Source organism: Paenibacillus sp. GYB004, from assembly GCF_036577605.1.
Taxonomy (GTDB): Bacteria; Bacillota; Bacilli; order Paenibacillales; family NBRC-103111; genus Paenibacillus_AB; species Paenibacillus_AB oceani.
Window position 1 is genome coordinate 82424 of the sequence record NZ_JARBDB010000062.1, and the last position, 26955, is coordinate 109378.

Consider the following 26955-nt stretch of genomic DNA (forward strand, 5'->3'; position numbering starts at 1 on the left):
ACCTCGATTAAAGAGTAGAATCCTTAAAGTTGAAATGCCTTCTAGCTTCACCAACTACCCTTTCAGCTTCATGAATATCTGAAAAGAATCCAAGGCACATCCGTTTTCCATTAACTTTTATTTGAGCCACCCATTTCTTGTTCTGTTTGTGCCAACTCACACCTCGAATTCCGCTCTTAGAATTCTGCTGTGCGCCCTTTCTGTTCTGGCCATTCTCTGAACGCGTAACAAGCCTGAGATTAACTAGCCTGTTATCCATTGTGTCGTGATTGATATGATCGACCAGATATGACGATGGTGGATTTAATATGAACCTGTGCAACAAAAGTGTCTTTTTGCTAGAATTCCCTTCGGGCAAGGAGCCTGCGACATACAACGGACCCCCTAGTTTAGCTGGGTACCACATGCCACAAAATGAAGCGATTCTACCTAACATGCATGTATCTACAATCGTCTGAAAGCTTTCACCCTTCGTATTTGTCATGAAAATCACTGAAGTATCGCCACGTACTACGAAATCGTTTTTCAGACTATACCACCTCTATCGAATAAGAACTTCGTGATAATCCTTTGGCTGACAGAGTTGATGTGACAGTGATTTCGGCTAATTTGGGCAAGTTGTTTGTATCGGACAAATGTGTTAAAAATATCAGCTCTCCCCGGCCCCGTACGAGCTTTGCCAGCGCCTCGGCCGTCTGGTCATTGCTCAGATGTCCGCGGTACTTGTCGCTGATCCGATCCTTAAGGTAGTCGTCATACGGGCCTTCCCGCAGCATGTCAACGTCGTGGTTTGCTTCGATGATGTAGATGTTGCCTTCCATCATCTCGAGCATGTCGTCGTCAATGTGACCGGTATCGAAGACGATGCATGCGCGGTTCCCGCTGTCATCCTCCACCGAGTAGCCGACCGGCTCCAGCGCGTCATGATGGACTTTGAACGGGTATACCCGGAGTTTCCCGACTTCGACCGGATCGTACTTGCCGTAGGTCGTTTCTAGCGTCCGGCAGAGCTCGTCGTCCACGCCGGATATCTTTTTCCACTCGCCATCCGTCGCATACACGGGCAGCCGGTATTTGTTGGCGATCGTCAATCCGCGGATATGGTCGTTATGGCTGTGCGTGATGAAAATGGCTTGAATGTCGGTTGAGGCATTGACGCCTTTAGCCAGCAGCCGCTTTTCCAAGTCCCGTTTCCATTTGCCCGCATCGATCAGGATGCCGGTGTCCCCGCTCTGTAGATGAATGCAGTTGCCGTCCGATCCGGAGGCGATGATTGTTACTTTCATTTGCGGTTCACCTCATCCCGCCGGTCATTGTCCGCAAGCATCATTGCAAAATTAGCGATATTGGCGCAACGCAGGCGGTATTCCTCGTGAGACGTGCATGACAGCAGCTTTCTAGTGTTTTTATGGAGCTGATCGATGAAGTAGTCGGTTGAGGTGTTTTCCCAACCGCCCTTATGATCGTTTGCCCGCAATTGTTCCTCCATCTGGAGGGCAAACGCGTAAACCTCCTTGCGCATCGCGGGACAGCGGACAGTGACCTGCTGTGAAAACAATGCAACCTCTTCCCCAAACTCGTAAACCATGATGCAGTCCCGGTCGAGCCCGTACCGCAGGGCGATAAACTTCTTTTGATCGTTATAGTAGGTTTCGAGGCGAGGCGCTCCCTCAAACGCCCGCGCCGCCTCTTCTACAAACGCCAGATGTTCCGGTGTGATTTGGATCATGTGGACCGCTCCTTTTCGTCCCTGAACAGGACCGAGTTGAATGCTTGCCCTGGGAACTCTCTCAGGTAAACGTCGGTGTGACCGCCGCCGACTTCCGTCCTTTCGACGGTGTAAACCATTCCCTCAACCAAACCCTTTTCTCGAGCTTCTACCGGCTCCCAATCGTGACCATTCTTGTCAAGATAAACGACCAAATCGCCATTCTTAGCATGAATGTTCATTGTTGGAGTGGCTGCCTCGAATTCCTTGATCGCCTGATCGAGTGCTTGCCAGTTCATATCGACCGCTCCTCCTTCATTCGCCGCTGCCACTCTTTCGGCAGCTTGCAGCCCTTGGCCGGCTCCTCGTAATACCGCTCCCCCAGGTAGAACGAAACGAATTTGTCCGTAGCCCGTTCGTAGTAAAATCCTCTGAGAATGGGAGCCTGGGGAGGAGCCGCGGGCGCGGCCACCTCTTCCACGGTGCTTGCGAACATATCGAGCTGCTCCGGCCTCATTAGATCGGGTCACCGAGGATGTCGTCGTCGGCCTGTTGTTTCGCTGCCAAATCCATATCCATGATTTTGAGCAGACCTGTCATCTCCGCTAATGTTGGTTTAACGCCCTTAAATTTCGCATTTTTATTGATATAGGCGTCCATTCCGTCCGGATCGGTTATGCCGAGCTGCTGAAATTTCATTTTCATCTGCTGGCGAGCATCTTTCATCTTTGCGGCTTCGACGTCCTGAGATGGCTGCTCCGGCGGGGGTGTCTGGTTCTGTGTTGAACCATTAACCTCATCCGTGATATCGCGGCGCTCGTATGGGGCCGGGGGGCTGTCTGCTACCGGCGCATCGTCTTCGGCGATCTCAATGCCGTACTGACGCTTTGCCGCCCGCTTGACCACCGTCTTTTTGAAAAAGTCGTTGAAATACTTCTTCCAGTTTCCGGCGTTGTTTCCCGTCAGATGGTGCTGCACCTCTGCGGCTTTCATGTACTCATAGACCGCCGGGAATCCGTCCCGGTAGGCAAAGGCGTAGCATCCGATAACCTTGCCGTCCTGCGGTCCCATCTCGTGCTCAACGTCCCAAAAATACTTGCCGTCATCCCCCCGGATGCGCTTGGCCCGGAACTCGTCGCCATCGTAAACAAGCTGAACGTCAATGCCGGCGTAACCTTCGACCCGTTTGGCGAGGAACATGATCCCCTCGACGCTGATCTGGATGCTCAGCTTGCCCCCATAGACGATACAATAGATGTGGTTGAGCATCGGATTGAGGCCGGCGGCGACCGCCGTGCTCATGAAAAGGTTGAATTGTTCGGGAGTGGCGTCCTTCGCCAGCGTGTGCCGGATCGTATCGACCTGCTGCTGTTCGAACCCGGAAAATACGATTTGTGTATTGTTTGCCATGGATTATTTGTCCTCCTTAAGTTTGAGAATGCCTATGATCCGCTGAATTGCTTGCCGGGCTCCGGCGTCGTAATCGCTCTGGAGTTGGTAATCGTCCAGCAGCCCCCTGATCCGCGCTGCATCCGGAATATTGATGTTGCTGGGCGCCCAGTCGGACGCTACACAGTAACGGGGCTCAGGCTCTCCAAGCATCTTTACCGCCACAAGATCGTCGATCGCATTACGAATCGTTAGCGCCTCGGGGACCGTCAGCGTAAAATTCGGAGTATCCTCGTGGAACGGAAATGCGATTTCGATGTGCATTCCGGTCGGATAATTAGGGCGGCGTAGAACGACACAATCGTTCTGCTCTATACTTGGATAGCCGCGGAAGTTGTTGAATGGGACTGTTATGATCATGGACGCCCTCCTTCCTGAAACTTAGCTACGCCCTTGATGACCTGGGCCTTCGCAGCTGTCCAGGCTTTGTTGAAGGCCGCTTCTGGATCATCGCCTTCGCCGATCGCGATTACGAACCCGGCGTCGATCTTGATCGATTCGTAGTTGCCGAGATTCTTGGTGTATGTGAATCCGACAGAAATCTCCTTAACGCCCATCTTTATCGCCCTCCTGCATCGTCGTCTCAATCAAAAGATCCTGATCCAGAACCGCCCGGCCGGTGATCAGCTGGCCGTAAACCGCGACCTTGCCGGTATACTCGCCGATGCAATCGAGGAACGTCGGCGTTACAAGCTCCGACTGCTTGTAGAGCACGTTGATCAACTCCAACTGCGCCGTAACCCGCTCTCCCGTGGACAATTTCACGTAATCCTTGCCGTTCATCTGGATCGAGAAGTCTGGCTCATACTCTCCTGTCGTCTTTACAAATTTAAATAGCCGGATTGACAAGGTCGTAAAGAGCGACTGTACTTGCTCTGCTTGTAATTCCGCTTCCTTGGCGCGGTAGGATTTGATAGCGTCGAGGATAAACGTGGACTCCCGTAGATCGGTGAGTGTCTGCTCCTCGGCAGCCTTGGCCGCCGCGACCTGCTGATTCAGATCATCCCGCTGTTTATGGGCTTGCAGTTGCTCCTTGAGCGCGTCCCGCTCGGCGTACAGTGCGGACAGGTCCGGCTTTTCGGACTCCTCGGCTTCCGCTGCCGTAAGCCCCAACTGCGCCTCCTTGACCTGCGCGCGCAGCTCTTTGGCCTTTTGCAGTGCCTCATTACCCTTTGCCGCGATAGTCTTAAGCTCGGCAGCATGTGCGGCCTGTGCAGCCTCCCTCGTTTCGTCTTCCAGCGCCTGGCCGCAGGCTGTACAAGTATCATCCGGCTTTTTCGCGGATACCGTAGTATGCTGCTCCTTCGCGTCTTGGTACTGCGTCGCATAGCGGACATATTCGCTTTGCAACTGGTCTATTTTGGATCGAAGCGCGGGCAGCGGGCTGACGCTGTTGTCTTTGATCGCAGCCTCGATGTCGGCGAGCCGCTTCTCTGCAAGCACTACATTTGTCGGAGCTGGTGGTACCCGGAGCAATTGCTCCTGCAAGGTGCGAGTTTTGGACTGCGCCGCGATGTATTGCTTGTCGAGCTTGCTTTTGCGGCCGTTGGTTCCGCCGTGGATTTGCTGCAGGTCGACCAGCGTATGCTTTTTGACCAATTCCGCGAGTTTGGCGGCCGCCGAATTGAGCGGAATGTCCTTTGCTTTCTGCCCCGGATCGGTCCGGCTCATCTCGGAGAAAACCGTTCCCTGTAGCGGCTCCGGTGCGTACCGCATCACCTGTTCCCGCTGTTTGGTCCAGTGAAGCCCGAAAAAGTAGGCTGGATGGTACAAGGACAAAAACTCATCTTTGGGCAGCAACGCCTCGACAGCGGACTCGAACTCCTTGGCTTTGGTCGGCACCTCGTTGACGTAGTAGACCGCCGTCTTGCCCTTGGGAAGCTCTCTGGCGAACCGGTACTCGCTGCCATCAATCAAGAGCGTCAGGGAAGCGTACACGCGGTCAAACTCGTATGTTGTGGGCGACGGGTCAAACTTGCTGCCATACAAATCCGTACCGTACAGCACCCATATTGGAGCCGCGCCGATCGACGACTTGCCCTCGCCGTTTTTCCCGGACAGGCGAGTAATGTCGCCGTACTGTACCGCACGGCTGCGGTGGCTGGTGAAATTGACGAGCTCGAGCGATATAAATCGGATAACCTTGGGCATTCCCCAACCTCGCTATCTGTGGTAGAATAATTGCAATCGAATTTTTCTTAGCGGTCGTCCTCTTGGGCGACTCTTTTTTTTGGCCCTACATGCCGTTTTGGGCAAAAAAATAATAGGACTTCTCAATTTACTAGCGCCGCGACAGCAATGATGCCGGCTAAGACGATGATGATTGCGCCTATATCCCGGGCGGATTCCTCCGTCTTTGTTTCGTATCGGACGCGGTATCCCGCCCCATTCCGCTCCACCACGATATTACGATCCCCTGTCTCCATCGGCCGGCTCCCTCCCTTCTGCGTAATCTGATTGATCCGGCATAATCCGGTAATAAAGTGGATTGTACGAATCGGTTCGTTCGCCGCTGCGGACAATGATCTTCCCCTGCTCGATCCGTGCAACGGTGCCGATAATGGGCAGCTTTGCGGTCAGCATTTCGCGTGTTCACCCCCTTTCAAGGCCAAGGCTAAGTCTTATCGCCCGGTCCACATCGTTCATAATTTCGCCAGCTGATCCCGCCCACTTCCGCAATTTCGTTCTCTCGAGTGTTCGGATCTGCTCAAGCATGGCAACGGAATCTTTCCCGATCCCGCGCTCCCACGAGACCTTGACGTGCGTAGGCATGTAGCGCTTATTTCCATCAGTGATCGGTGCAACAATAACAGTCGGGCTGTAGAAGTTGCCCACATCGTTTTGAATGATCAGTACCGGACGAACTCCCCGTTGCTCCGATCCGCAATTGCGGGTCTGTACGCCTAGGTCCGCAATCCAGATATCTCCGCGGCGTATCATCACTTTGAATCCGCCGCCTTTGACCGGATAAAAGCAGCCATCGCCCGAACTTCATGGCCTTTCATAAGGTGGCTTACGTAGACCGGGCCGGATGTCATGCCAACGGATTGAAGCATCTTCGCAAAAACGTTCATATCATTTTCGCCTCCAATTCTTCGATTTGCTTACATATCTCATGCTGCCAATCTCGATCATCGACCGTGTATGCGATAAATGAGAGCTGTTTCAACTCATCCAGCCGGCGGACCAGCTGTCCATTAACAATCAGGCAATGCCGCAGCTCGACTTGATCTTCTTGTGTGAGTTGATCGTACCCGACCATTTCTGCTTTCATTTGGATTTGAGCTAGGCGGCGATGTATCGGGTGTATGCCGATCATGCGTTCCACCAGCCTTTCAAGCCTGCTTCTTCTCAGCAAGCTTCCTAATAAAGTCTAGACCCTTCTGATACACTAGAGTTTTTATATTGATGTGAGTGCTGCCATCTGGTTTGTTGTATTTCTGTTCTATCACTCGAAAGTGACCGGAATCGATATATCGCTGATACGGTTGATTGTTCGCCATCAATACGCTGGCATTGCGTAAAATTTCAAACAGGTTATTCCGCCCTACACCCGGGATTTTCAGAACCTTTGCGGCGGTTCCAATGTCAATGGCATCCTTGCTGTCGGCGACGGCGTCGAAAAACTCTGCTTTCGGTTGCATAATAGCGATCATGCGATCCTTACCCTCTATTATCTTCTGAGCCTCGACAAGAGCGAGGGCAATGAGTTGCTGAGGGTCATGGGTAATGTTGTATGAACCGGTCTTTCGGATGCTAGGGAGCACTTCGCTAGTTACCCATTTGCGGAATGCTTTTGCTTCAGGTTTCCGGCTCTCAAGAATCACATCATAAAGTCCGTCTTCGTTGATAATGATTGATTGCTGGATACCGCCTGGCGTTTGAAGGGGGTAAGTTGAACTTACATCCTCATTAAGCCGTTCTTTCACCATGCGGGCGTTCGTCAGTTCCAGGACATTGCATACATCCTTTAGTACAAACCAGACTTGCCCGTCTATTTCGATCGTGCGGACTTGTGCGTCACGATAAGTAAAAATTTGAGGAAGATTATTCACGCTTCTTCACCTCGCTCTGAATAATGACTTTCCTTTGTAAAAAACTTGAAACAGAACACTAGTTCGGTTGCGTCAATTAAACTAACGGTGTATAATCCAATTTGTGAGATGTGAATTATAGGCAAGCGTTAGTCGGCCAAGTCCTGGAATAAGTCATCAACTGTCGTTCCAAAATACTTGGCAAGAGCAAAGCCAAACTTCATTTCTGGGTTGCTTCGACCGCTTTCGATTTCACGTATGAAACTCTCAGTAACATCAAAGTCAAGCGCAACAGCACGTTGAGTTTTACCAAGTTGACCACGAAGTTCAACCATACGAACCCGTTTCACTATTGCACGGGTAATAGACTTACGTCTAGCCAATACGAAGACCTCCTTTCGTATTTGTTTTTATGCTATTCGCGTTACTCTGCGTCGCGCACATAAAATATAACACGTTACTTTAAGTCGCGTCAACGGCTATTTTTTATTTTATGGAGGTTAATTTTGTGGACAAAGCGCAATTGAAGGAATTGGGCAAACGAATTAAAGCCCTCCGAGAGAAACAAGGAATGTTCCAAACCCATCTTGCTGATAAGATTGGAAAGGATCGCGCGAGCGTATCAACCTATGAAAATGGTACTCGCGTTCCTCCAAGTGATGTGCTATCGCGAATTGCCGAAGTCCTTCACACATCAACTGACTACCTGCTTGGTAAAACAGACGACCCTCTATCTTTTGATTACCGATTTCAGAATGACTTCGATAAAGCGGTGGATGATTTAACTGAAAATGGTGAATTCAGAAAGGATTTAGTTAAAGAGGTTTCTTTCGTACTCGAAGAAAAGTTTAGTCCTGCAATTGATAAGGACTTCAAATTTTCACCTGGGGAAGTTAAGAAAATAGCGCGGGATAATTACAGTTTTTTCTTTAAAACTGAGCTACTTGGAGCATTATTTAGTATCGCAGAGAAATACGGTATTGCTCAATCTAAGAAGGACAGAAGCGCTTCAATAGCTGCGGAAAATAAAACTCCTCCACCCGATATACACCCGATGAAGGAGTTCGTTGATAACATCGACTTGTCTGACGACGAGTTGGCCAAGCAGTTCAAAATTACCGTTGATGGACGACCGTTGTCTGAGCAGGAGATGAAGAAGATAATTGCTTTTGTTCGCATGGAACGTTCTTTTGGTGATCAGACCTGATCACGTCACGGAGGTCTATTCCAAGCAGAGCCGATAGCTCGTCTAATTCAAATGTTTTCTGTTTTATGACCCTTCACCCTCGTTCTGTTAGGCTGAACCACTTTTATCGAAAAGGTGCTTAAATTTAATGGCTATTTCCCTCGAGAGGGAGAGATGCCGCTTACGTGAACTACTCGGTGATATATCCCCTGCTGAATTTGCACGCCGAATGGGTGTACATCGTTCAACTGTTACCCGATGGATGAATGGCGAACGGGATATGACATATGAAGATACCGTTCTTGCAGGGCGAATTTTGGGCCATCATGCAGAGGAGTTCTACACTTTCAAAGAAATTCCCCGAGATAGTAAGCGGCGAAAAGAGTAAACTTTACTCTTCTCCCCGGAGGGATTGTTGCCAATATAGGCAACAATTTTTATGGAACAACTGCTGAGAAAGCTTCGCAAAGAAAACCCAAATTTTACCCCACGTTTCCTCACAAGTCAACCACAATTCACTCGCCGAAACTTCAGTTTACTCAATGGCGTATGTAGCATATTCTTTTAGACAGAGATCTTTACTTTGCGGCAGGCGCCCCAAACGTCGTCCGTATATTTGTTTATGGACCACAGTGTGAATCTATCATCAATCATCCCTCCTTTATTCCAAGTTATGACTATTTTAGTACAATAACTGGAATTCAGGAAAGAACAATCGAGGTACCTCCGATTGCAGATGATTTTTCGACACAGAAAGACAAACATTTTATAAAACATGTGATATACTGTTCGATTGTAAAAACCCGCCCAAGGACATCAGGGCGGGTTTTGTAATAGACTCCTGAGCGGATGATCCGGGTCCCTCTCGATCGCTTTACACCTGCTCAAGGCAATTTGAGTCTTTGATCCATCTAAAAAATGAACCCATCCTGTCCTTGCCTCGATCCACTTGATCCTGCTGATTTTAACCAGGTTGACCGCATCCAGACGGATGTATCCTACCGGCTCCAACAGCCTCTCAAGCATATCCAGAGTGTTAATGGTCCCACAAGGCCCCTCTGTCGTGTAATAGACCGGGAGCTTCCCTTCCATCTGGATAAAGTTCACATCCGCGTTTAAGTCGAGTGTGCGCAGCTCTGGTTCTTCCCCGTTGCCCTTCCGTCCGAGCGATCTAGTTGTTATGCGAAAAATATCCATCACTCAACGTCATCAGATTTCGGGGAGCCGATCACGCCCTTGAACGATACCAAAAGGACGGCAGCCACCAAAGATAGAGCTTTCGAAGCCATAAGCGAAGCAGACTTTTTCATGTAGGTTCACCTCCCTTCGATGGGATAAGGAGAATTGCTTGTGCTGCGAAGGCCAGCGCGATTACTGCGGACCCGATAAACAAATTACTGCACACGACCATAATCGAAATCGCTTTGAGGAACGGGTATGATGCTGCCGGAATCCTGTTACTCTCGTGTGGTACCGGCGAGCGAATTGCCACAATGAGAGCAACCAGCACTGTAAGGAATGCTGTATATTTATCCGGGAACGGAACCATTGGAATGAGGACGAATAGGAGCGTCGAAACGATTACGCACAGCTCGAGCGACTTTACATGGTATCCTCCCGAGAACGTCCGAAGGAGCACGAATGCAGCCATGGCCGTAAGTGCTCCTGCAGCTGATCCGGTAATTGCGCCAAGTCCACCAGTTAATGCGAGGACAAGTCCGACATTGATCAGGCCAGCCAGTGCGTAGCGCATGCGCGGAATGCTGACATTAATATCCGGATTACTCTGTTTCAGGCTGGTGGCCATCTTTTCAGCAAACTGTTCTATAGTCATCATAGGCCGAAGTCCTTCCTGCGAGAAAGATAGATTAGAATATAGAGCGACGCGGCAACGGTCGGCAGTACAATTAAAATATGAGCGTTATGATTAAGAATCCAGTAAAGCGTCGAGAAGATCACGATCACGGCCGGAACGACGGCCCAAGCCATATACAAGTTAGTTCCGGTCATTTTGTCCTTTAGATCAAAGTCATGCGGGGGGCGAACAAAGCAGGCATAGCCGAGGTTGAAGTGATACATGAACCAGCAAACAATAAAACTGACCATATCACTCGTGATTTGGATTATGTAGGTGCCGGCGCCCTGAATCGCTTGTCCGTCATCCAGCGTTACGACCCCCGTCACGATCAGCAGCGGGTACACGATAAATTGTATGGCCGTGTAAGATAAGTACCCCACCGCCCCCACGAGCAAGGCGGGGAAGAATCGTACCTTGATGATAAACCTGAGCAATAACACGTACAGGGTATACTGGACAGCCATGTCCAGCGCCGGGACGCCAAGAACGACACGTACGACGTAAGACACTACTGAAGCGATGACAGCCATTAACAATATTTCTTTGAAGTACTCCCAAAATGGAAACCGGTATACCCGAAACATGAGAGATATTATTGCGATCGAATCGAGCACACTTAAGAGAAAATATATTACGGTTTCCATGTCTTCCTCCATTTATGAAAAGGCTATCATTAGTTCCTACTATACTTCACAATGGTTAATGTTTCTAGCGGAAAATCATTACCCGCGCTTCTTCGAAGCAATTATATTACGAACAAACGTTCCTACACAAAATTCGTCAAAAGTGTAAACCAAAAAATAAAATGCCGGCAGATTGGCCGGCATACATGGCGATGTTTATGATTTAGTGCTGCGAATAGCCTCAATCAGCTTTTGATTCCTCTTGTCTGCTTTATGCGAATTGACAACCAGTATCGCATGAATAACCCCAGGAACATATAAGCACAGCGTTAAGATTAGATTCAGTAAAGCCTGCCCGGGTTTTCCACAGAATAATACCGCGAGTGGAGGAATGAAACAAAGCAGATATAGCATTATGTACCCCGTCCTTTATTGGTTATTTATCCCTATATATTCTACCACTCCCATACGATGATGTGGCAAAAAAGTTTCATTATTTTTTGGGTGTAAATCAACCCGCCGAGCTCACTTTCATGATATCGAGAAATGGGATCTTGACCAATCCGTGGCTCTCCACATGCACCAGTCTGGTCCGCGCATCCAGTACTGTGATACGCCCAACCACCGGATCGGATTCACCCCACACCGACAAAGATACCTCTATCTCTTCATCCTTCGCTTCGGTTAGCTGGTTGCCCAGCTCCTCCAGCTCAAATTCATCTCGTGTCGGTCGCTTCTGCTTATGCTTTGCCATCAGTCTATCCATCTCGCTTTCATGTGTATGAGCCATTATTCGCGCCTTATGTTCAGGCAGCATCATTCGTGATGATTCAAATATACCATTACCTTCAAGCTTTTTCATATGTAGAATCCTCAACTCGATTGAAGCTCGGATTTTCCCAAAACAAAAGTAAAATCGTATATTTAGGATCTAAAACCCACGGCTTGGCATGCTTCGTCGATGGCTCGCCTAATAATCCAATTAAATACGAGAGCGAGCTCGCATTGGGATCAGGGCCAAGATCGACAATCGATATTATCAAGCGTTTTTCTTGGTACGTGACGAGATAACTAACCCCCTCGTCATCATTAAATTGCGACCTCGCTCCTCCGTTACATGCATAATCGATCGCCGCTCTGATTTTTGTCTTGGTGCTCGGCGGCATAGGGCGAATCTTTGCTCGAACTGCAATCAAATTCTTTGTCCGTTTCATCTTAATCGACCTCCAAACCAAAATAAGAACACTTGTTCCTATTTTATGCGAACAGATGCGAACATGCAATGTCAAAAAAAGAGCAGCGAGGTTATCCCTCCTGCTCCTTCTTGTGCTCGATTACATCGTTTGGCGTACAGCCGAAGTACGAGCAAATCTTATCGATTACCTCAAGCGACACATACTCGTTCTTTCCCATTTTTGCAAGCGTAGATGACGACAATCCTAAGGCTTCTCGCATTTCGGTTTTTGTCATCTCCCGATCCACCAACATTATCCAAAGTGGTTTGTATGAAAACATCTCTCGTTCACCCTTTATTAAATCATTTGTCTGTATAATAACAAATAATATTCGTGAAAGCAAATAAAACGTTTGACAATACGTTTATGTAATGATATATTATGTTTAGGAAGTCGAACAAATGATTTCCCGAAAGGGTGAGAAAATGCAAGATTGGGATTGGGACGGCATCTTGTCCTCGGCAATACAACTGGCCTCTGCCATACTGATTTACCGGGCCGCCAGAGCCGAGACAAAGAAAAAAGGAACCAAACGCCAGCGCAGACCACGCAAACGTAAATAGGTTCCCTGGAGGGGAGATTAGGGCCTCCCCTCCTCCCAATCTTAACATAACGCAAGTCAAATATACAGTAGGAGCGCGGTAATGGAGAAGAAACGAACCGGTATTTTCCGTGACGCCGAATGTACGTGCGTTTGCGGCAACAAACATGAGTTGTACGGAGGTAGCGGGTACACTACGACTCACTGTGACGCTCATTCAAACGGTCGTCCAGACGGTGGTTATTACATCCATATCGTGAGTTGCAAGCGATGCGGAGCAGTTAGTGAACTGGTCATTTAACACGGGGCCACATACCGCCCCCTATACATTACGCTGGGAGGTTATGACAGTGGAACGACTAAAGAGTTTAGAGTTTCGCCTTCGAATTATACGAAGTGCCTTGAAGCACGACGCTATAGCATTAGAGGAAAAAGGGTACATTCCCGGAATTGGAAACAAGTTTTTTAAGCGCCGGGAACACTTTGAAGAATTTTTACAGAAGCAGAAGGAACGCGAAGCAGAGATCATCCGCGAAATCAATGAAATCAAACGCCGAAACGAGGTGATGGCGTGAGAGAAGATTGGACGTTCCAGCACCAACACGACCACAGCGCACCAATTCCCACTCCGAAATACAAAGATGGTGACAGAGTTATTTGGGAAGGCGAGGAAGTGACGATCCACGGTACAGGTAGGCCATCGTCGTCAAGCTCCATCGCTTATGACATCAAGGAATATCCACATTTGTTTGTTTGGGAATCTGAAATTACGGGAGCTTAACAGCTCCCCTCAAAGGAGGCTGAACCTATGCTGGAGACGATTATAAAATTTGCGGGGCCGGTCGCGCTGCTGATCGCGGCTGTCTTTTACTACCGGGCGCGTCGTAAATAAACGGGAGGTGCGTGGTAGTTGAATACGGAGAAGCAAATACGAGATTACGCAGCCATGTACGATTTTACGCTTAGAAGAATTCCAAATGGTGGCGTAAAGGTCATCGACTCCGAAGGTAATGAACGTATATGCGCCGATATCTTTTCGGCACGGGATGTAGTGAGCCTCTACAAAAACGAACCCCTAACGTCACCGGTATATGAAGTAGGCAAGCAGAACGATCGGATGCGCCTCCGGATCGCGGCGAAGAACGCCGCCGCAGCCAAACGCAAGTTTTATGAAGGGCTGCGATTGGCTGTTACCGATCAGGCTGCGGTATTGGTTGCAAAGAAAATAAAGTAGACGTTGCAAGGGAGGGAACCGGAATTATTACGGGATGGATGTGGACAGCCGCTGCAACCGGCCAGCAGTTATACGCGCTAATTATTTTGCTGGTGATCGGGATATTGGGTTTCGGGGTTCTGACGGTTCTGGAGGTTCGTTATAGGCGCGCGAGAAGGCGGGAAGCCGAAGAGGAACGGCAGAGAGTAAAGAAGTATCCACCGTTTGATTGAGAGGAAGAACCCCGCCGGCGGACACTGGCGGGGCATTCATAGGTTTTTTAACACACTGTACTTCCATCGGGAAGCTTTATAGTTGTGCTGCCGCTTGTTATTTGGGGTCGGTAGATCCCTAACCATGGAACATATCCGGACGAATTCGGATTTACTTCGGGCGGTTTCATCGCCTGCTGATATGCCGCCAGTTCTTCCGGTGCACCTTCTAAACGGCCGTCTGGATGGATTATCATACCTGCACCCCTTTCTCCCGTGCAAACACAACCGTATTAAGCCAAGCCAGCTCCGTCTGCGTCAGTTTGCCCTCGTATGCCTTCTCAGCCCAGCCATAGTCGCCTAGTAGCCCTTTGTGATATAACCCGTCCAGCGAATCACCGAGCATCTTCCATTGCCATTGTTCCAGGTTCATCGTACCGCCGTCCTCCTCGTCCCCGTTCGCAACTCTTCGTTTAAACTCTTCCCACGCTTCCGGATCGTCAACGTACGGAGCCGGACAATGCTTGCCGGTTACATCGTAATGCCGGATCACGTCCCGTAGCGGATTCAACTCGTACCGCCTGCATAGCTCCGCAACGATCGCCACTGTTCGCCGGACTGTCTCCGGGTGGAACGATCCGTCTGGCTCGATGCACATTTCAACTCCGATACTGTACGGATTCGCTTGGCTGGCATGATAGGCTTGTTCGTCCAGCGGTATAATAAGTGCAGCGTCGCCGGGATCGACGAAATAATGAGCCGATGCGTAGCGTTCCTTGGATGCAGGGATCGTCCAGCCGAAGTACGTAACGTGATTAGCGGCCGACGCTCCGGGATTCGCTGTATAATGGATTACTAAATTACGAACAAGCCGGAGAGGTGTCCCCGGCCTTGTGAATGGGTTGATGGGTATCAGTTCTTCACGCCATAAAGTCGTCATCCCTTATCACCCTCACCCTTTTGCTTGAGCTGCTCTAAAAACTTGACCAGTCCCGGAGGCAACTGCACGCCCAGCGGGCCAAGATTCTCAACGACGCTCAGTCCTTCCCGGCCAGCATAAAAGTAAACGGCCAGTGTGCGGAAGATTGGAGCATTCGCCCCGACCCACTGGTCGCACATGGCCGCCAATGCGATAACCGCTAGCGTTATGCCCTTACGGATGCCGCCCCAAAACATAACCTCGCTGTTGACCGTTTTGGTCTTAAATGCGCCCAGGACGCCTGTTACGTAATCGGCTAGCATCAGGGCAACCAGAACCTTAAGCGCCGCATCCCAGCCGCCGAGGTACTGAGCAATCAAGCCAGACACAGCGGTCACTCCTCCAAATACAAACTCCTTACCAGTGCTGCCAGCAGCAGCCGTCCAAATCGTGGATACGATCAGCTTCGCGCTCATCCCGTTCCCCTCTCCACCCATATATGCGGGCAATAAAATAACCCCGATCGGCTCGGAGCTAGGCTTAAATCACGATTCGAATTGTCGGATTGCTTATCTTCATCTTCCCGGTCAAATTTGTGGCGACAACATAAAAGTCGATCTTCGTTGTACCGTCCGGGATAACCAACTGTGGTGTGCTATGGATCGCTTCCGGGAGCATCAGAGTAGGCCCGTCGAAATTACCCGTAAGGCTATACGTGTTTTGAGTACTCCCGACACAGTTGACCTTTACGGCAATCGAGTCCAAAGTCGTCATGTCTTCGAATTTTATACGCGCAAGACCTTCGATTTTCATCCCGGCGGCGAATCCTGTCGTGACAGATTGGTACATGCTCACGGTCGCTTTTGTCGCCACGTCGATAACCTGCTCGTTGTATGCAATAGTGCCGTCGTCGTAAAAATTCTTCGACCGGGTGCCGCCGCCCGCGAAACTCCAACTAGTTGCGCCGCCGGAGCTATCGCCGGTCAAAATACCGTTCGTAAGCAAATTGTTTGAATCGTTATACGACTTCGAGAGCATGTTTTCTTTCGAAAATCGAAGGGCCGCGTTCAGATCTTCATAAAGCTTCCGGCCCATCCTAGCCGCACCTGCTGCGTTAGGATGCGTGCCGTCGTCGCTAAGACCGGCGAGGATAAGGCGACCGCTAGAATCAACGAGAGCGCTAAACATATCGCAAAGAATCACGTCTTTGTTGGCGTACGCATAGTCTCGGATAAATTTATTGATCGCGTTGAGGTTAGCGACCCGCTGATCGGTGTTGCACTGGGTGGACGGCGGTACAGTGGCGATCACGAGCTTACTGCCATTGTCCCTAATCTTTTTGTAAATTGTGGTCAGATTGGCTACCGTCGTCGCCGATGCTGTATCGGTTAGGACATCGTTTGTGCCGCCGAGCACGTGGACGTAGTCAGATTTGTATTGCAGCACGTCGCTATCGATCCGGGCAAGCATCTGCGTTGTGGTGTTGCCGCCGATACCGGCTTGCTTTAGAATCTTGATATGTCCACCGGTCAGCAGCTGCGTCCAATAAAAAAATCCGGCAGGCTGCCAATAATAGTTAACCGTGCCGCTGAATGGGCCATTTTGGTTTGTAATGCTGTCACCAAACAAAACAAATGATGGCCAATCGTTTCTATTTATGGCACCCATCCCGCCTCCTCCGGTCAAGGCTGTGAGTATCCCTTCCAGCAACGTTGCCTCATTAACCACACTTCCGTCTTCTTTGATGATCCGCCCGCTTCGCGGTGAGTAATGTCTTATATCAGGCATCTTCATCGCCCCCTGATCTTCAAATAAAATAGCCCCGATTGCTCGGGGCATGGTGTTACGCTGCCGGTTCCGTCGGCAATGGCTTGCCATCGATACCAAGCTCCAATACAGCCAATTCAGCTTCAACTTGTGGTTGAAGGTTGACAGGCACCTGCGCAAACGTCTTATAGCCCTTAATGATCAGCGTGACGTATACGGTAACCATGGTCGTCCTCACCTCCTCTCCGAGCAAATAAAGAAGCAGCCATACGATGCATCGGCGCATCATTGGGCTGCTCCAAGTAGAGCTTCGACTTCGGCCCGCTTGTTGTCGGGCACATCATCGATCGTTTTCAATCCCTTTCGGATCAAGTTCGCGTATACCTGTGCCATCAGCTTGCACCCCCTTCCAACACATCAATGCGGGCCGTAAGCACCGCGATTTGTGTCATCAGGGTATCGATTGCAGTTTGCTGCTGGAGGATTGTTTCGTAAGCTTCTGTGAGTGCTAGCATCGTATCGACGCCCTCCTGCTCCCGCATGGCATCCTGCTCTGCCGTTGTCTCAAATACTTCGGTTAGCGCAAGCATCGTGTCGACGCTCTCCGTTTGGAGTTGCGTTACGTGATCATAGATAGTGGGCGGCTGCGGCGCGTTGCGGATCGCATCAATTTCGGCCTGCGTCAGCCCTTCCACCCAATAGGCTTGCAAGTCTACCGGCGCGGGCGGTCGTGGCGGCTCGTCTTCCGAATCCGGGTCGTAGGCGGCTAGCGCTGCCCGATAAGAGGCCATTGCATCGTCATAGGCTACAAGCGCCGCCTGGCAAGCTGCTATGTCGTAGCGCGGTTTGAACAATCCCGAAGGCCATACGCACGATATGCGGTAGCCTACAAGTTTAGCTTCCGGCTCCGGGATTTCGCTCGTCGGTACCGGTGTCTCAAATCGTTCGGTGACTTGCATCGGGCTTCCCGCAGGAATAGGTTCGGATTCATTCGTGTAAAACCCATCAAGATCAAGGTTGTATGCTTCTTTCATACTCAATCTCCTCCCCCCGGCAAAAAGCTAAAGTCCAGAATCAGCCATGTATTCGCGACATTATCAACACATTGTACAGAACCATCGGGATTTATGCTGATTGATGACACCTGAATTCCGCTACTATACGACGAAGAAGTCCGTCGGATTATCTCGCTCGGCCTGTACCCTCTCGGGAGATAAAATATAGGCGTATAAGTTGTGGTTATCCCGTTTTTCAGGAAAGCTCGTACAAATACCCTCCCTGAACTATCTTTGTAGTACCCTGCCGCTTCGCTGTCCCCTCCATAATTTTCCCACGCGTTTAGCAGCCCCGGCGCAATCCATTGCGGTAACTGCTTATCACTCTTGACGTTTTGTAACACGCTGACATCGCGCCGAAGCCCGGTTATCGCCTGCACCGTATCGTCTACCGTTTCCTTCATGTTTGGCGTCACAGCGCCGGTTATCAACGCCGGGGCGATTCCGAGTTTGTATGTGTCGAGTGCGAGATAGGTGACGCTGTAGGCTGCTGATGTGTCGTAAAAAGCTGGGTCAGCAAGTGCTCGCATTTTACCATAAGAGAATCCATCCGTAACTTTCCTCCATATGTTGTCTATCGTTTGATTGCGATATATATCCAATATCCTGTCAGCCCGATTTTTCAAACGTGACGGTATAAGTGTAGGAGAGTTCTCAGAATCATTAATAATTCGATAACCATTTGTATTAACGGGGTTTGCAGCTTCCCGCACCACGATGCCCGTTCCCATTTCGATCTGATTCGGGCCGTCATGCAGCAGTAATTCGCCTTCGTAAGTGACAGGTTCGTCGATGCTTTGGGCGAGTTCGTACATAAGACGATACGGATTATAGTTAATCGTCGGTCGTGTTGGAGTGACCGAAAGAAATGGTTCACTACCAACAATGCTTACCCATGCCTTTGTCCCACTGGTATACGGCACACCTTGAACGCCTTCCTGTTCCAGCCGCCAACCATAGAAATACGCCTTTATCTCGTCCGTTGTCGGCGTGTAAGAATCGCCCCAACCGGAATCGGGATCAGCTATAGAAATAAAAACGGTATCCGCGGGTGTCGAGGGGGTGTCTACGCAATCGGCGGCTGAGCCTGCTGCGATATTCCGCAGTATTTTGCCATCGTGTTTTACACTGACCTTATGCGGTGTTGCAGTTACTCCAGAAACCCCCGACACCTTCACAACCTTGAAGCCCGAACGGTCGGTATCGAAAACCCATCCCATCGAACCATCTAGCACCACTTCCCGGAATCGCCTAACAGCCCTCGGCTTGCCTTCCCCGTCCATATACAGCCGATCCGCAACGCTTCTGTCCACGTTCGAGCGTAGGTTGCAATCCGGCAGGAATACGTAAGACGGCTTTTGCGGTTCGAACGTTAGGACTGTGGAGCCGATGTTTAGTATTGGGTTCGTAACAGAAACTGGCCCTGTTACGCCATTCTTATTTACAAAGCGAATATAAAACCCTGTTTCCGTAGCGCTGAAAGTTCCTGAAGGTGTTGTGCTATCTAAAATAAGAATGTTTGCAGTTTTCGCTTTGTCTATGATTAGAATGAAAGCCCCCGGAGAAATGTTAGCCGATATAAAATAATTCTGCCCTACATAACATGCTATAAGCGGTGAATCGGATACTTGTAAATTCGCTGTAGCGAACAGCGTCATTTTATAAGATTCCGTGATTTCGGTGTTTGCATGTAACGTCCACTCCGAAAATGGAGGAAGCAGATTCTTACCCGGATTCTGGACAAATATATTCGACACGTGTTTCATATCGTCGACATACGGATACATTGCCGCTACCTGTTCAGGCGTCATCGAGTCGATAGCGTCGTATTCCGCTTGGGGGATTTCGTAGAGACGAATACCGCTAATGAATCCATATTGTCCACCCGAACCTTCTATCATTGGATCAATTACGAATCCTGTTGCAGTATCGTAGTCTGTTGGCGCTATTTTAATGTATTGAAATTGATAGTTAGTGGACGGGGCGTACGATGGGTACTCCATGGTCACCACATCACCTACCATCGTCATCCGAAATTTAATACCACCGGATAGATTCCCGTTTCTTACATCAGCACCAGCGATGTAATATTTCCCTTGCGATACTCGGTCAATCACATTTTTAAAAAAAGAGGCTAGAGTTTCTCCGGAGTCCATCGTCAATTTCACGGAGTTTGGACCGTAAATAGCATTATCGGGCACAAGAGCAGCCGTTAGCTTATTCCAAGCATATACGGATATATTCCCATTACCTTCTCGCCCTAAAATGTTAACCGTCGACCGTCCAATAACCTTTAATTCCTTAAACCGCGACTTACGGTCTGCATTGACGATGGATACGCCTTGCGGAATGGTGACCGGCTCCGTCGGAGCCGCGGATAGATCATCCTGGACGATGACGAGATCAGCTTTGATTAAGTCAATTCCATGCGCTCCCGGATCGTCGAAATGGGCAAGCAACTCCGCTTTCGTAGCGAATATTAGTGAATTATCGATCGTGGCAGTAACATTAGCCGCATTTCCCACAATAGTTACCGCGTCGATTGTCTTCTCAATGACGTCCTGCCCACCCGCAGCAGGTATAAACTCTGCATTCGCCCCCGCGTTGCCGTAACAAAAGAGAATCTCTCCTTCGTCCGGATCTTGCGCGAACACCCCGAGCTCCCGGAAATAAAACCCCGTTGTCACATCTTGATTCGTCAGCACAGTTCCAACAACGGCTTTCCCTCCGGTTAGTGTCTGCAGCTTCGTAATTGGGAGTGACTTTTTTTGACTGATCAAATTGTTCAGATTTGGTATCGACTGCCCGCCTAGATTACCATCACCGATGCCAATTCTGTTGTAATGAAGCGTCACTCCCGCTTGCGCCTTAGCTTGAAGCGCTCTTCCTTTGTTTGTTAAAAATAGCCCGCCAAATCCAGCCATTACACCACCTGCTTTACTGTCATTTTCTCGCCCATATGCAGAGCAAATCCAAGATAGAGGTTCATTTCGTCACCAGCCGTTATTTGGACCGCATCCAACCACGACCGCACATTTTTGACAGAATTGAGGGCATCGATAAAACGCTGAGCCTGTTCGTTGGTGGCTGAGCTATTGGAAGTAATGACGCGGAACGTATACGGGTCTCCCCCATACTGAAACCATTCTTGTACTTCACCGTCACCGAATATGGTTGCTATAAGCTCCTCGACGGCCGAAGGGGTTCCCTTTCGTTTGTGCCAGGCATAACTATTCTTCACGAGTTCCCGCCGCTGCTCGATCGGGAGGCTTGGATCATAGAAATCGACATGATACTGCCACGCCAATTCCTCGATCTCCTCTTCCGAGAGCGAATCCATTCTATCGAAATAAGATAGCTTCCGGATCTTGTCGTTTAAAGCTTGGATCTCGCCGTCTATGGACTGAGCTGCTGCCGCGATATTCGGATCCGCCCGCAAATTAGGCGGTAACATATCAAGAAGGCTGACCGTTTGGATATCAATCATCGGTCAGCCCTCCGTAAGTAGCATTAATCGTTCCCGCGATGGCCACCTCTGTCAAAGCGACTTCATCGAACACCGGAGTAACGACGTCTACCCGGTAAGCCCCGGCCATTGTCACCCTTCGGATCAGTTCGGACGGATTCACATCTCTTCCGAGCTTTGACTTCTGCCAAAGCGCATAGTCGTTCACTGCCTGATTCACAGCGGTTTGTATGGCCGCGACATCGGTCGATCGTTCGCTGCTTATCCAGTAAGTAAATGCAATGTTGTAGGAAACCGTCGTTGGAGCTGCAACAGTTACCCGGTCCGTCAGCGGACGAACTCGTTTACTGCTGCAGATGTCTTCGACAGCATCCATGATCTCCTGGCTGGGAATCTCCCCGCCCTTTAACAACGGCACGATCAGGACGTCTCCGGCCGTCGGCGAGCTTACCGATACATCGATAATCGCCGGGCTTGCTGTCTTCGCCCAATAGCGATAGGCTCCGTCTGGTCCGGCTACACTAAACGATTCTGGAGCCGTATAAATGCGCTGCCGATAGGCGTCGTCGCTCTCAACGTCAGACCCGCCCGCACTTTCAGTTGTATTCGAACCCGTTTGTACAAAGGCGATCGGATCGACAATCTGATTAATTTGGCCCGGTAAATACCCGTTTCCCATCGTTCCGGCCTCCGTGCATTCGGCAGTAACATCGATCAGAGTTTGGCCAGATAGGATTTCGGCATGTTCCATCGTTATAAAATACCGTTTGGGGTCGCCCCCAGTACTGATTCGCGTACCGGCTGGAATCGCGACAACAGATAACTGTGGCGCGGAAAGGGTAAAGCGTACCGTCGTTCTTGCGGCCGACGCCGGCAAACGAGTTGTTTCCGAAAACGCCCCTAGATGATCCAAGATCGGTCCCCAAGCGTACCGAAGAAGGTTCGCCTTCGCTGTCTTGTCAATCAGCACCCTTTGCTGGACAATAATCGCGCATAGTGACTGTAAAAACAGCCTCTCCGGATCGCCAGGAGCTAACGTCCGGCCGGTAATCGCCGCATGAATTTGCAGTACGTTATTGAGCGTGGACGTCACGTCCGTGTCAACGAATTGCATATCGGGCAATTCTAAAAGGCTCATAATCCCCCACCTCCCGCCAATTCAAAATGCACGATCGGCATGAGCCTGCCATTTATTTCATCGGCAAACTTAACCTGTATTACTTTAATTCGCGGCTCGTATTGCTGCAGCTTCGTGATGATCTCTCCGGTTAACCGGGCCCTTGCGATCGGGATCGGTTCGTCTATGATGGAACTATCCATGCCAAAACCACGATTCAGTGGCACGGTGCCTTGCATGGTCGACAATATCGTTCGTATGTTTTGCTCGATCTCCTCGATACCGGAGAGTCCGAAGCGAATCGGTATTTGATCCAGCATATTCACGATCATGAGATCACCACATATTCTTCAAGTGATATGTTCGCCGTTCCAACAAGCACGTTCCCAAGGTTGTCCAGATGGTCATATGTTTGTTCAAGCGAGGTGATGATCCACATCCCGACGCCAAGCCCCTTACCGCCGATAGTCAACGCTGCAGCTGTTCCGGACCGCTCAAGCTCGATCAATGCGTCCATCTCTTTTCGTGGGTTAAGGCCGTATTGTGCATCAAAACGCATCGAAAACGAGATCGTATCCAGCCCAGGACCGATAAACTGAGTTAAGGGTTTACGCCCGATAATCTCATGTTTCGCCCAGCGTCCGGCGCTTGATCGGCTAAACTCGTCAAATGTACGAATCGTATCGGCAGTGGCGATGAAGACGATAGGACCGAATGATCCGATCATGGACCAACACCCCCACCGTGCAACGTCCCGTTGATCGTGACATCTCCATTTACCAAGAGGTCGCCGTCGATCTTTACCTCACCAGAATTACCGCTGCCGTACGTACCGAGGAAGAATCCTGCACGCAGTCCATTTCCGAGGAATAAACAGACGGCATTGTCACCGACGCTGGGCATTGCTAATGTCCCCCCAAGCCGAAGCACAGGGAGCTCGCCGCTAACACTGTCGTCCTTATCCGGAAATACGACGCGAACCGTCCCGTTCGCGGCATTCACGGTCGATACTTTGCCGATCCGGATCAAGTTCTTAAGTTCTGCCGACATCTCACCACCCCAATACTTTCCGAATCTCAATGTCCGTTGAATAGCCGCTTCCGCTGACATCGTGCTTCGCACTCTCGATGATGTATTTGCCGTCAAAGTGATGCCAACCACTCAGTTCAACGGTCAAACCTGCTGCCATGCCCACATTGCCGGGTAAAGAAAGACTGCCTCGCCCAAAGTTCTTGTTTTGCTCTCGCAGCCTTAACCGCGCAAGGCGTAACGCCTCCGCTTCGGAATCGACGCTTTCGTTTATTTTCAGTACCGGTCCAGTTTCCGGCGCGCCTGGAGGAACAAATACGGCCTTAATGGGCTCCTCGCTCCCCGGCTTGGTATATACGATCTCACAAGCACGAAATGCGGCATTAAGCGTACTCCAATTAAAAGAGTACGAGCTGACATCCGTTCTGCCAATCACCGAAACGGGGTCCGCAGCCTCATATACCGCTTCGTCAAACAGCACGAGATTGCCGCCGGATACCTTGATCGCGGCCCCTTCTTTCGTAGCAAGATCAACCAAAAAAGAAAGGTCCGATTGTTCGGTTTGCTCGATACGGTCATAGATGGGGTTGTCCTCGATCTCATAGAGCAAAGTTAGTCCGGCATTTGCGGCGACGTCCGCAGCCAAGGTCTGCAACCGCACGTTTTCCCAAGCTCGGGAACGTTGTTCCCCTCTAACACTTGAGCCAACAGGGAGAGATAATGCCTTGATCTGTACGGTGTCAGGCGGCCCACTAAACTCTACCGTATCTACCTCGAACGATCCACACGGTAGCTCGACTGTACGACCGTCCCCGTTCCAATTGATAAGGCGGATCCTTGCATCCACCGTATCCCCTACAGCGGGGCTCCATTCCCCTTGCCAAAGCTGCTGGCTGTCCTCCAGCGTGATCTGCAGGTCATCCAGCTGCCCGGACGGATTGTCGCTGTAGCTTAGAGACAACAACGATTCCGAAAGCCACCGCGTAATATCGACGCCATCGTATACGAGTGCGATTTCAACCCGGCGTGCTGCTGTGGATTCCATCCTATTGCCTCCGTTTCCAAGGCGGCAAGTTTTCCGATGACTCTGCCGTTGCTGGCGGAACAATCAGTTGCACGCCGCCAGAAAAAATGACTGTATCCGCATGCCCCGGATTCGCTTGAAGCAGTATCGTCATGTGATCCTCGTGGCCGTAAACCTTATACGCGATTACATCCCAGGTATCGCCCTGAACTGTCGTATATGTCATCGCATCTCCACCCGCCTTTGGTTTCGCGCAATGGCCTTGAGTCTACGTTCTAAATCATTGTTGTTGCGCTGTTGTGCTGCCTCGACTTGCCCGCGATCTGTTGGGCCGCTGAAGTAGTTTTGCGGTTCGTAGTAAACGATGATATCCCCACCCCCTGACGAGTCGCCCATGATCCTGTTCGCCGTGTCAAGCAATGCATGAGATCGGGGCGCATTGTTTAGAGGGATCGCGATTTCCGGTCCTGCTTCGCCAAAAATGGAAGGCCGGGTTGCAATACCACCTTTTGCGAACGCCTGCAGCTCCGGAATCTGAGGAATGTTCAGACCGAAAGACTTTCCGCCGATGCCCGGGATCCAGTCTGGAATATCCACCTTGATTTTGTTAATACCGCTGATTGCGCTGTTTACGAGTTTGATAACCGCATTTAAAGGCGTAGCAACGATAGCCCGCAGGCCGGCAAACACCCCTGCAAAAACATCCTTTATACCCTGCCATGCTTTGGACCAATTGCCGGTAAATACTCCGGTTATAAAGTCGAGGACACCGCCCAGCGACGTCATAAGCCCTTTAAAGACACCAGTCACGGACTGTATTGCACTCGTAACGATGTATTGGATCGCAGGAAAGGCGAAATTAAACGCTCCGACTAAACCGTCGATAACCGGCTTCGCTATGTTAAATACGGCAGTTATCGCCTCACCTAGTTTACCGAATACGCTCGTGACCACCGGAAGCACAACGGAAAAAGATCGGGATATGATGGGGGCGACATCGTTCGCCAGGAAGCCGAAGACCTTTGAAACAATCGGATAAAGCTTGTTTGCCATATACAACCCGATCGGCATGATCGCCTTGGCGATAGCGGCCCCCGCTTGAAATAAAGAAGCACCGACCTTTTGAAAGACGGGCGCTATTTGCTGGACAATCTTACCGATCGATCCGAATATCGATTTTACGTGAGGCAGCAGCGGTTGCAACGTACTGATAAATCTGTCTTTTATGCTGGATAATACCGGTCCTGCGGAGGTCCATAGCTTTTCCGTAAATCCAGAAATCTCGCTTCCGACCTTACCGAAGAACGTTTTAATACTGGGTATCGATTTGTTAAACCAGTTACCAAACTGCTGCAAATAGGGAAGCGCTTTGTCGCCAAGTGGCATGATAAAAGTCGTCAGAAGTTGTCGGCCGATCCCGCGGAAAGCCATGCCGATTGTGTCGTATTTGATCGATGTTATCTCTTCCATCGTGTTCTTCGTCATGTCAAACTGCTTTCGTGCACTGCCTAATGACTGAATAACCCGAGCTTCCAAGTCTTCAGCTTGCGTTCCGAACAATTGAACCGACACTGCGTTCTTTTGTACTGGATCGTTCAACTCGTCAATCGCCTTAACAGTTGCCATAAATGCTTTCTGCGCTTCTTCACCGCCCGCGGCAAATTGTGCAGTCATTTGTTCGCCACTCAGGCCGATAGTTTGATAAGCCTCCATCGAAGCTTTGGAACCATCCTTTGTCCGGATACCGAACTCTTTGATTCCGTCCCCAACCTTGTCCAAATTAAAAGCGCCGGCATCGAGGCCAGCGCTAAATATATCGAACATTTCATTGGCAGAGAAACCAAGCTTACTGAAATATGGCGTATACTCATTTGCGGTGTCCAATAACTCCCCGGATTTGTCCAATCCTCTCTGGGCGCCTTGGGCCAACAGATTATATGCTTCATTACTTGTGATGCCGAAGTTTTTAACCATAGTATCTACGGCTTTAATAGATTCCTTCATATCCTCGCCGAACACGTCACGGTAAACGATCGCATGCTTCGTCGTTGCCTCGAGCGCATCCCCTTGAAGTTGCGTTACTTGCCTTGCTGTGCTGATTGCAGAAGCAAGGTCGTCGAAATCTTCGCCAAGGTTTTGGTTATACAATGACCGGGACATGGACTGTATTTCAGACATTTCCGCCGCAGTCATACCGGTCGATGCCTGCACCTGCTTCATCGAACTTTGAAACGCCCCAACCGATCCAGCAATGCTCGATAACGAATCAGAAACGCCGGAAATAAGTGCGAATGCACCGGTGTACTGAGCAACTTTGTACAGGGCATTGCCGAAATCGCCTGTCGCCTTCGATAGCTTGCCAAACACTCCCGAAGCCGCTTTCCCGTCTTTTTGCACCTGCTGCAAAGCTTCTGAAACGCCGTCAGCTCCTTGCTCTACTTGTTTCGTGGCTTTTTTAAACGTAGGGCTCAGCTGTCCGCCAAATTGGAACGTTGATTCATAAACTTTTTTGGCCACTA

Annotated in this window: 41 protein-coding genes; 5 read left to right on the forward strand and 36 right to left on the reverse strand. The window is 50.1% G+C overall.

What is annotated here, in order from left to right; genetic code table 11:
- Window positions 1–7: 7 nt before the first annotated feature.
- The 14 genes from PV433_RS34240 to PV433_RS27245 all read right to left on the reverse strand — a co-directional run bounded on the left by PV433_RS34240 (window position 8) and on the right by PV433_RS27245 (window position 7574).
- Window positions 8–484, reverse strand: a complete 477-nt coding sequence (locus PV433_RS34240; RefSeq protein ID WP_442951582.1) for an HNH endonuclease — start codon at window positions 482–484, stop codon at window positions 8–10.
- A gap of 46 nt (window positions 485–530) precedes the next feature.
- Window positions 531–1286 carry an MBL fold metallo-hydrolase gene (locus PV433_RS27185; RefSeq protein WP_332075165.1) on the reverse strand — a complete coding sequence of 252 codons (756 nt, stop codon included), beginning with the start codon at window positions 1284–1286 and terminating at the stop codon, window positions 531–533.
- Entirely contained in the window at window positions 1283–1729 is a 447-nt protein-coding gene (locus PV433_RS27190; RefSeq protein ID WP_332075166.1) for a hypothetical protein, read from the reverse strand. The genes PV433_RS27185 and PV433_RS27190 overlap by 4 nt, the downstream gene beginning before the upstream one ends.
- Complete coding sequence (locus PV433_RS27195) at window positions 1726–2007, reverse strand: hypothetical protein (RefSeq protein ID WP_332075167.1); 282 nt, start codon at window positions 2005–2007, stop codon at window positions 1726–1728. Before PV433_RS27195 ends, PV433_RS27190 begins: the two co-directional genes overlap by 4 nt.
- The gene (locus PV433_RS27200) at window positions 2004–2225 is read right to left on the reverse strand and encodes a hypothetical protein (protein ID WP_332075168.1); all 222 of its coding nucleotides are present in this window, start codon (window positions 2223–2225) and stop codon (window positions 2004–2006) included. Before PV433_RS27200 ends, PV433_RS27195 begins: the two co-directional genes overlap by 4 nt.
- Window positions 2225–3118, reverse strand: coding sequence for a RecT family recombinase (locus tag PV433_RS27205; protein ID WP_332075169.1), 894 nt, complete (start codon window positions 3116–3118; stop codon window positions 2225–2227). The genes PV433_RS27200 and PV433_RS27205 overlap by 1 nt, the downstream gene beginning before the upstream one ends.
- 3 nt (window positions 3119–3121) lie before the next feature.
- On the reverse strand, window positions 3122–3517 hold the full coding sequence (locus PV433_RS27210; RefSeq protein WP_332075170.1) for a hypothetical protein: 396 nt from the start codon (window positions 3515–3517) through the stop codon (window positions 3122–3124).
- Window positions 3514–3714, reverse strand: a complete 201-nt coding sequence (locus tag PV433_RS27215) for a hypothetical protein (RefSeq protein WP_332075171.1) — start codon at window positions 3712–3714, stop codon at window positions 3514–3516. The genes PV433_RS27210 and PV433_RS27215 overlap by 4 nt, the downstream gene beginning before the upstream one ends.
- Complete coding sequence (locus PV433_RS27220; RefSeq protein ID WP_332075172.1) at window positions 3704–5308, reverse strand: ATPase; 1605 nt, start codon at window positions 5306–5308, stop codon at window positions 3704–3706. The genes PV433_RS27215 and PV433_RS27220 overlap by 11 nt, the downstream gene beginning before the upstream one ends.
- A 122-nt stretch (window positions 5309–5430) precedes the next feature.
- Window positions 5431–5679, reverse strand: a complete 249-nt coding sequence (locus tag PV433_RS27225; RefSeq protein ID WP_332075173.1) for a hypothetical protein — start codon at window positions 5677–5679, stop codon at window positions 5431–5433.
- A gap of 70 nt (window positions 5680–5749) precedes the next feature.
- Complete coding sequence (locus PV433_RS27230) at window positions 5750–6097, reverse strand: type II toxin-antitoxin system PemK/MazF family toxin (protein WP_332075242.1); 348 nt, start codon at window positions 6095–6097, stop codon at window positions 5750–5752.
- Between the two features lie 130 nt (window positions 6098–6227).
- Window positions 6228–6476 carry a DUF7667 family protein gene (locus tag PV433_RS27235; RefSeq protein ID WP_332075243.1) on the reverse strand — a complete coding sequence of 83 codons (249 nt, stop codon included), beginning with the start codon at window positions 6474–6476 and terminating at the stop codon, window positions 6228–6230.
- A 16-nt stretch (window positions 6477–6492) separates the two neighbouring features.
- The gene (locus PV433_RS27240; RefSeq protein ID WP_332075174.1) at window positions 6493–7212 is read right to left on the reverse strand and encodes a phage antirepressor; all 720 of its coding nucleotides are present in this window, start codon (window positions 7210–7212) and stop codon (window positions 6493–6495) included.
- A 128-nt stretch (window positions 7213–7340) separates the two neighbouring features.
- Window positions 7341–7574, reverse strand: coding sequence for a helix-turn-helix transcriptional regulator (locus PV433_RS27245; protein WP_332075175.1), 234 nt, complete (start codon window positions 7572–7574; stop codon window positions 7341–7343).
- A 125-nt stretch (window positions 7575–7699) separates the two neighbouring features.
- On the opposite strand from PV433_RS27245, the gene PV433_RS27250 reads away from it, so the two are divergent.
- A complete protein-coding gene (locus PV433_RS27250; RefSeq protein ID WP_332075176.1) occupies window positions 7700–8398 on the forward strand; it encodes a helix-turn-helix domain-containing protein in 699 nt (232 codons plus the stop codon).
- 127 nt (window positions 8399–8525) lie between these two features.
- Window positions 8526–8765, forward strand: a complete 240-nt coding sequence (locus tag PV433_RS34245) for a helix-turn-helix domain-containing protein (RefSeq protein ID WP_442951579.1) — start codon at window positions 8526–8528, stop codon at window positions 8763–8765.
- A 428-nt stretch (window positions 8766–9193) separates the two neighbouring features.
- Here the strand turns inward: PV433_RS34245 and PV433_RS34250 are convergent, their stop codons facing one another.
- From PV433_RS34250 to PV433_RS27280, 7 genes are all read right to left on the reverse strand, one after another.
- The gene (locus PV433_RS34250; RefSeq protein WP_442951580.1) at window positions 9194–9574 is read right to left on the reverse strand and encodes a LytTR family transcriptional regulator DNA-binding domain-containing protein; all 381 of its coding nucleotides are present in this window, start codon (window positions 9572–9574) and stop codon (window positions 9194–9196) included.
- A 109-nt stretch (window positions 9575–9683) separates the two neighbouring features.
- Window positions 9684–10214: an accessory gene regulator ArgB-like protein gene (locus PV433_RS27255; protein ID WP_332075177.1), complete on the reverse strand. Its 531-nt coding sequence runs from the start codon at window positions 10212–10214 to the stop codon at window positions 9684–9686.
- Window positions 10211–10879: a hypothetical protein gene (locus tag PV433_RS27260; protein WP_332075178.1), complete on the reverse strand. Its 669-nt coding sequence runs from the start codon at window positions 10877–10879 to the stop codon at window positions 10211–10213. Before PV433_RS27260 ends, PV433_RS27255 begins: the two co-directional genes overlap by 4 nt.
- 195 nt (window positions 10880–11074) lie before the next feature.
- Complete coding sequence (locus PV433_RS27265; protein WP_332075179.1) at window positions 11075–11272, reverse strand: YqaE/Pmp3 family membrane protein; 198 nt, start codon at window positions 11270–11272, stop codon at window positions 11075–11077.
- A gap of 97 nt (window positions 11273–11369) precedes the next feature.
- Window positions 11370–11624 carry a YolD-like family protein gene (locus PV433_RS27270; protein WP_442951583.1) on the reverse strand — a complete coding sequence of 85 codons (255 nt, stop codon included), beginning with the start codon at window positions 11622–11624 and terminating at the stop codon, window positions 11370–11372.
- A gap of 82 nt (window positions 11625–11706) precedes the next feature.
- A complete protein-coding gene (locus PV433_RS27275; RefSeq protein ID WP_332075181.1) occupies window positions 11707–12072 on the reverse strand; it encodes a hypothetical protein in 366 nt (121 codons plus the stop codon).
- A gap of 91 nt (window positions 12073–12163) precedes the next feature.
- On the reverse strand, window positions 12164–12373 hold the full coding sequence (locus PV433_RS27280; RefSeq protein ID WP_332075182.1) for a helix-turn-helix domain-containing protein: 210 nt from the start codon (window positions 12371–12373) through the stop codon (window positions 12164–12166).
- A gap of 611 nt (window positions 12374–12984) precedes the next feature.
- On the opposite strand from PV433_RS27280, the gene PV433_RS27285 reads away from it, so the two are divergent.
- From PV433_RS27285 to PV433_RS27295, 3 genes are all read left to right on the forward strand, one after another.
- Entirely contained in the window at window positions 12985–13209 is a 225-nt protein-coding gene (locus PV433_RS27285; protein ID WP_332075183.1) for a hypothetical protein, read from the forward strand.
- Complete coding sequence (locus PV433_RS27290) at window positions 13206–13415, forward strand: hypothetical protein (protein ID WP_332075184.1); 210 nt, start codon at window positions 13206–13208, stop codon at window positions 13413–13415. Before PV433_RS27285 ends, PV433_RS27290 begins: the two co-directional genes overlap by 4 nt.
- A 129-nt stretch (window positions 13416–13544) precedes the next feature.
- Window positions 13545–13868, forward strand: a complete 324-nt coding sequence (locus PV433_RS27295; protein ID WP_332075185.1) for a hypothetical protein — start codon at window positions 13545–13547, stop codon at window positions 13866–13868.
- A gap of 444 nt (window positions 13869–14312) precedes the next feature.
- Here PV433_RS27295 and PV433_RS27300 read toward each other — a convergent pair whose 3' ends face one another.
- The 15 genes from PV433_RS27300 to PV433_RS27370 form a co-directional block, all read right to left on the reverse strand.
- A complete protein-coding gene (locus PV433_RS27300) occupies window positions 14313–14999 on the reverse strand; it encodes a peptidoglycan recognition protein family protein (protein ID WP_332075186.1) in 687 nt (228 codons plus the stop codon).
- Window positions 14996–15454, reverse strand: a complete 459-nt coding sequence (locus PV433_RS27305; RefSeq protein WP_332075187.1) for a phage holin family protein — start codon at window positions 15452–15454, stop codon at window positions 14996–14998. Before PV433_RS27305 ends, PV433_RS27300 begins: the two co-directional genes overlap by 4 nt.
- 64 nt (window positions 15455–15518) lie before the next feature.
- Window positions 15519–16766, reverse strand: coding sequence for an SGNH/GDSL hydrolase family protein (locus tag PV433_RS27310; protein ID WP_332075188.1), 1248 nt, complete (start codon window positions 16764–16766; stop codon window positions 15519–15521).
- Window positions 16767–16821: 55 nt separating this feature from the next.
- Window positions 16822–17034, reverse strand: coding sequence for a CD1375 family protein (locus PV433_RS27315; protein WP_332075189.1), 213 nt, complete (start codon window positions 17032–17034; stop codon window positions 16822–16824).
- A complete protein-coding gene (locus PV433_RS27320) occupies window positions 17031–17138 on the reverse strand; it encodes a CD1375 family protein (protein ID WP_332075190.1) in 108 nt (35 codons plus the stop codon). The genes PV433_RS27315 and PV433_RS27320 overlap by 4 nt, the downstream gene beginning before the upstream one ends.
- On the reverse strand, window positions 17138–17779 hold the full coding sequence (locus tag PV433_RS27325) for a hypothetical protein (protein ID WP_332075191.1): 642 nt from the start codon (window positions 17777–17779) through the stop codon (window positions 17138–17140). Before PV433_RS27325 ends, PV433_RS27320 begins: the two co-directional genes overlap by 1 nt.
- A gap of 2 nt (window positions 17780–17781) precedes the next feature.
- On the reverse strand, window positions 17782–20724 hold the full coding sequence (locus PV433_RS27330) for a phage tail-collar fiber domain-containing protein (protein ID WP_332075192.1): 2943 nt from the start codon (window positions 20722–20724) through the stop codon (window positions 17782–17784).
- A complete protein-coding gene (locus tag PV433_RS27335; RefSeq protein WP_332075193.1) occupies window positions 20724–21287 on the reverse strand; it encodes a phage tail protein I in 564 nt (187 codons plus the stop codon). The genes PV433_RS27330 and PV433_RS27335 overlap by 1 nt, the downstream gene beginning before the upstream one ends.
- On the reverse strand, window positions 21280–22404 hold the full coding sequence (locus tag PV433_RS27340) for a baseplate assembly protein (protein ID WP_332075194.1): 1125 nt from the start codon (window positions 22402–22404) through the stop codon (window positions 21280–21282). Before PV433_RS27340 ends, PV433_RS27335 begins: the two co-directional genes overlap by 8 nt.
- Window positions 22401–22715: a GPW/gp25 family protein gene (locus PV433_RS27345; RefSeq protein ID WP_332075195.1), complete on the reverse strand. Its 315-nt coding sequence runs from the start codon at window positions 22713–22715 to the stop codon at window positions 22401–22403. Before PV433_RS27345 ends, PV433_RS27340 begins: the two co-directional genes overlap by 4 nt.
- A complete protein-coding gene (locus tag PV433_RS27350; protein ID WP_332075196.1) occupies window positions 22712–23110 on the reverse strand; it encodes a phage tail protein in 399 nt (132 codons plus the stop codon). Before PV433_RS27350 ends, PV433_RS27345 begins: the two co-directional genes overlap by 4 nt.
- Window positions 23107–23433 carry a hypothetical protein gene (locus tag PV433_RS27355; protein ID WP_332075197.1) on the reverse strand — a complete coding sequence of 109 codons (327 nt, stop codon included), beginning with the start codon at window positions 23431–23433 and terminating at the stop codon, window positions 23107–23109. The genes PV433_RS27350 and PV433_RS27355 overlap by 4 nt, the downstream gene beginning before the upstream one ends.
- A 1-nt stretch (window position 23434) precedes the next feature.
- Complete coding sequence (locus PV433_RS27360; RefSeq protein ID WP_332075198.1) at window positions 23435–24457, reverse strand: phage late control D family protein; 1023 nt, start codon at window positions 24455–24457, stop codon at window positions 23435–23437.
- A 1-nt stretch (window position 24458) separates the two neighbouring features.
- On the reverse strand, window positions 24459–24662 hold the full coding sequence (locus PV433_RS27365; protein WP_332075199.1) for a tail protein X: 204 nt from the start codon (window positions 24660–24662) through the stop codon (window positions 24459–24461).
- Window positions 24659–26953, reverse strand: coding sequence for a phage tail tape measure protein (locus PV433_RS27370; protein ID WP_332075200.1), 2295 nt, complete (start codon window positions 26951–26953; stop codon window positions 24659–24661). Before PV433_RS27370 ends, PV433_RS27365 begins: the two co-directional genes overlap by 4 nt.
- Window positions 26954–26955 lie beyond the last annotated feature (2 nt).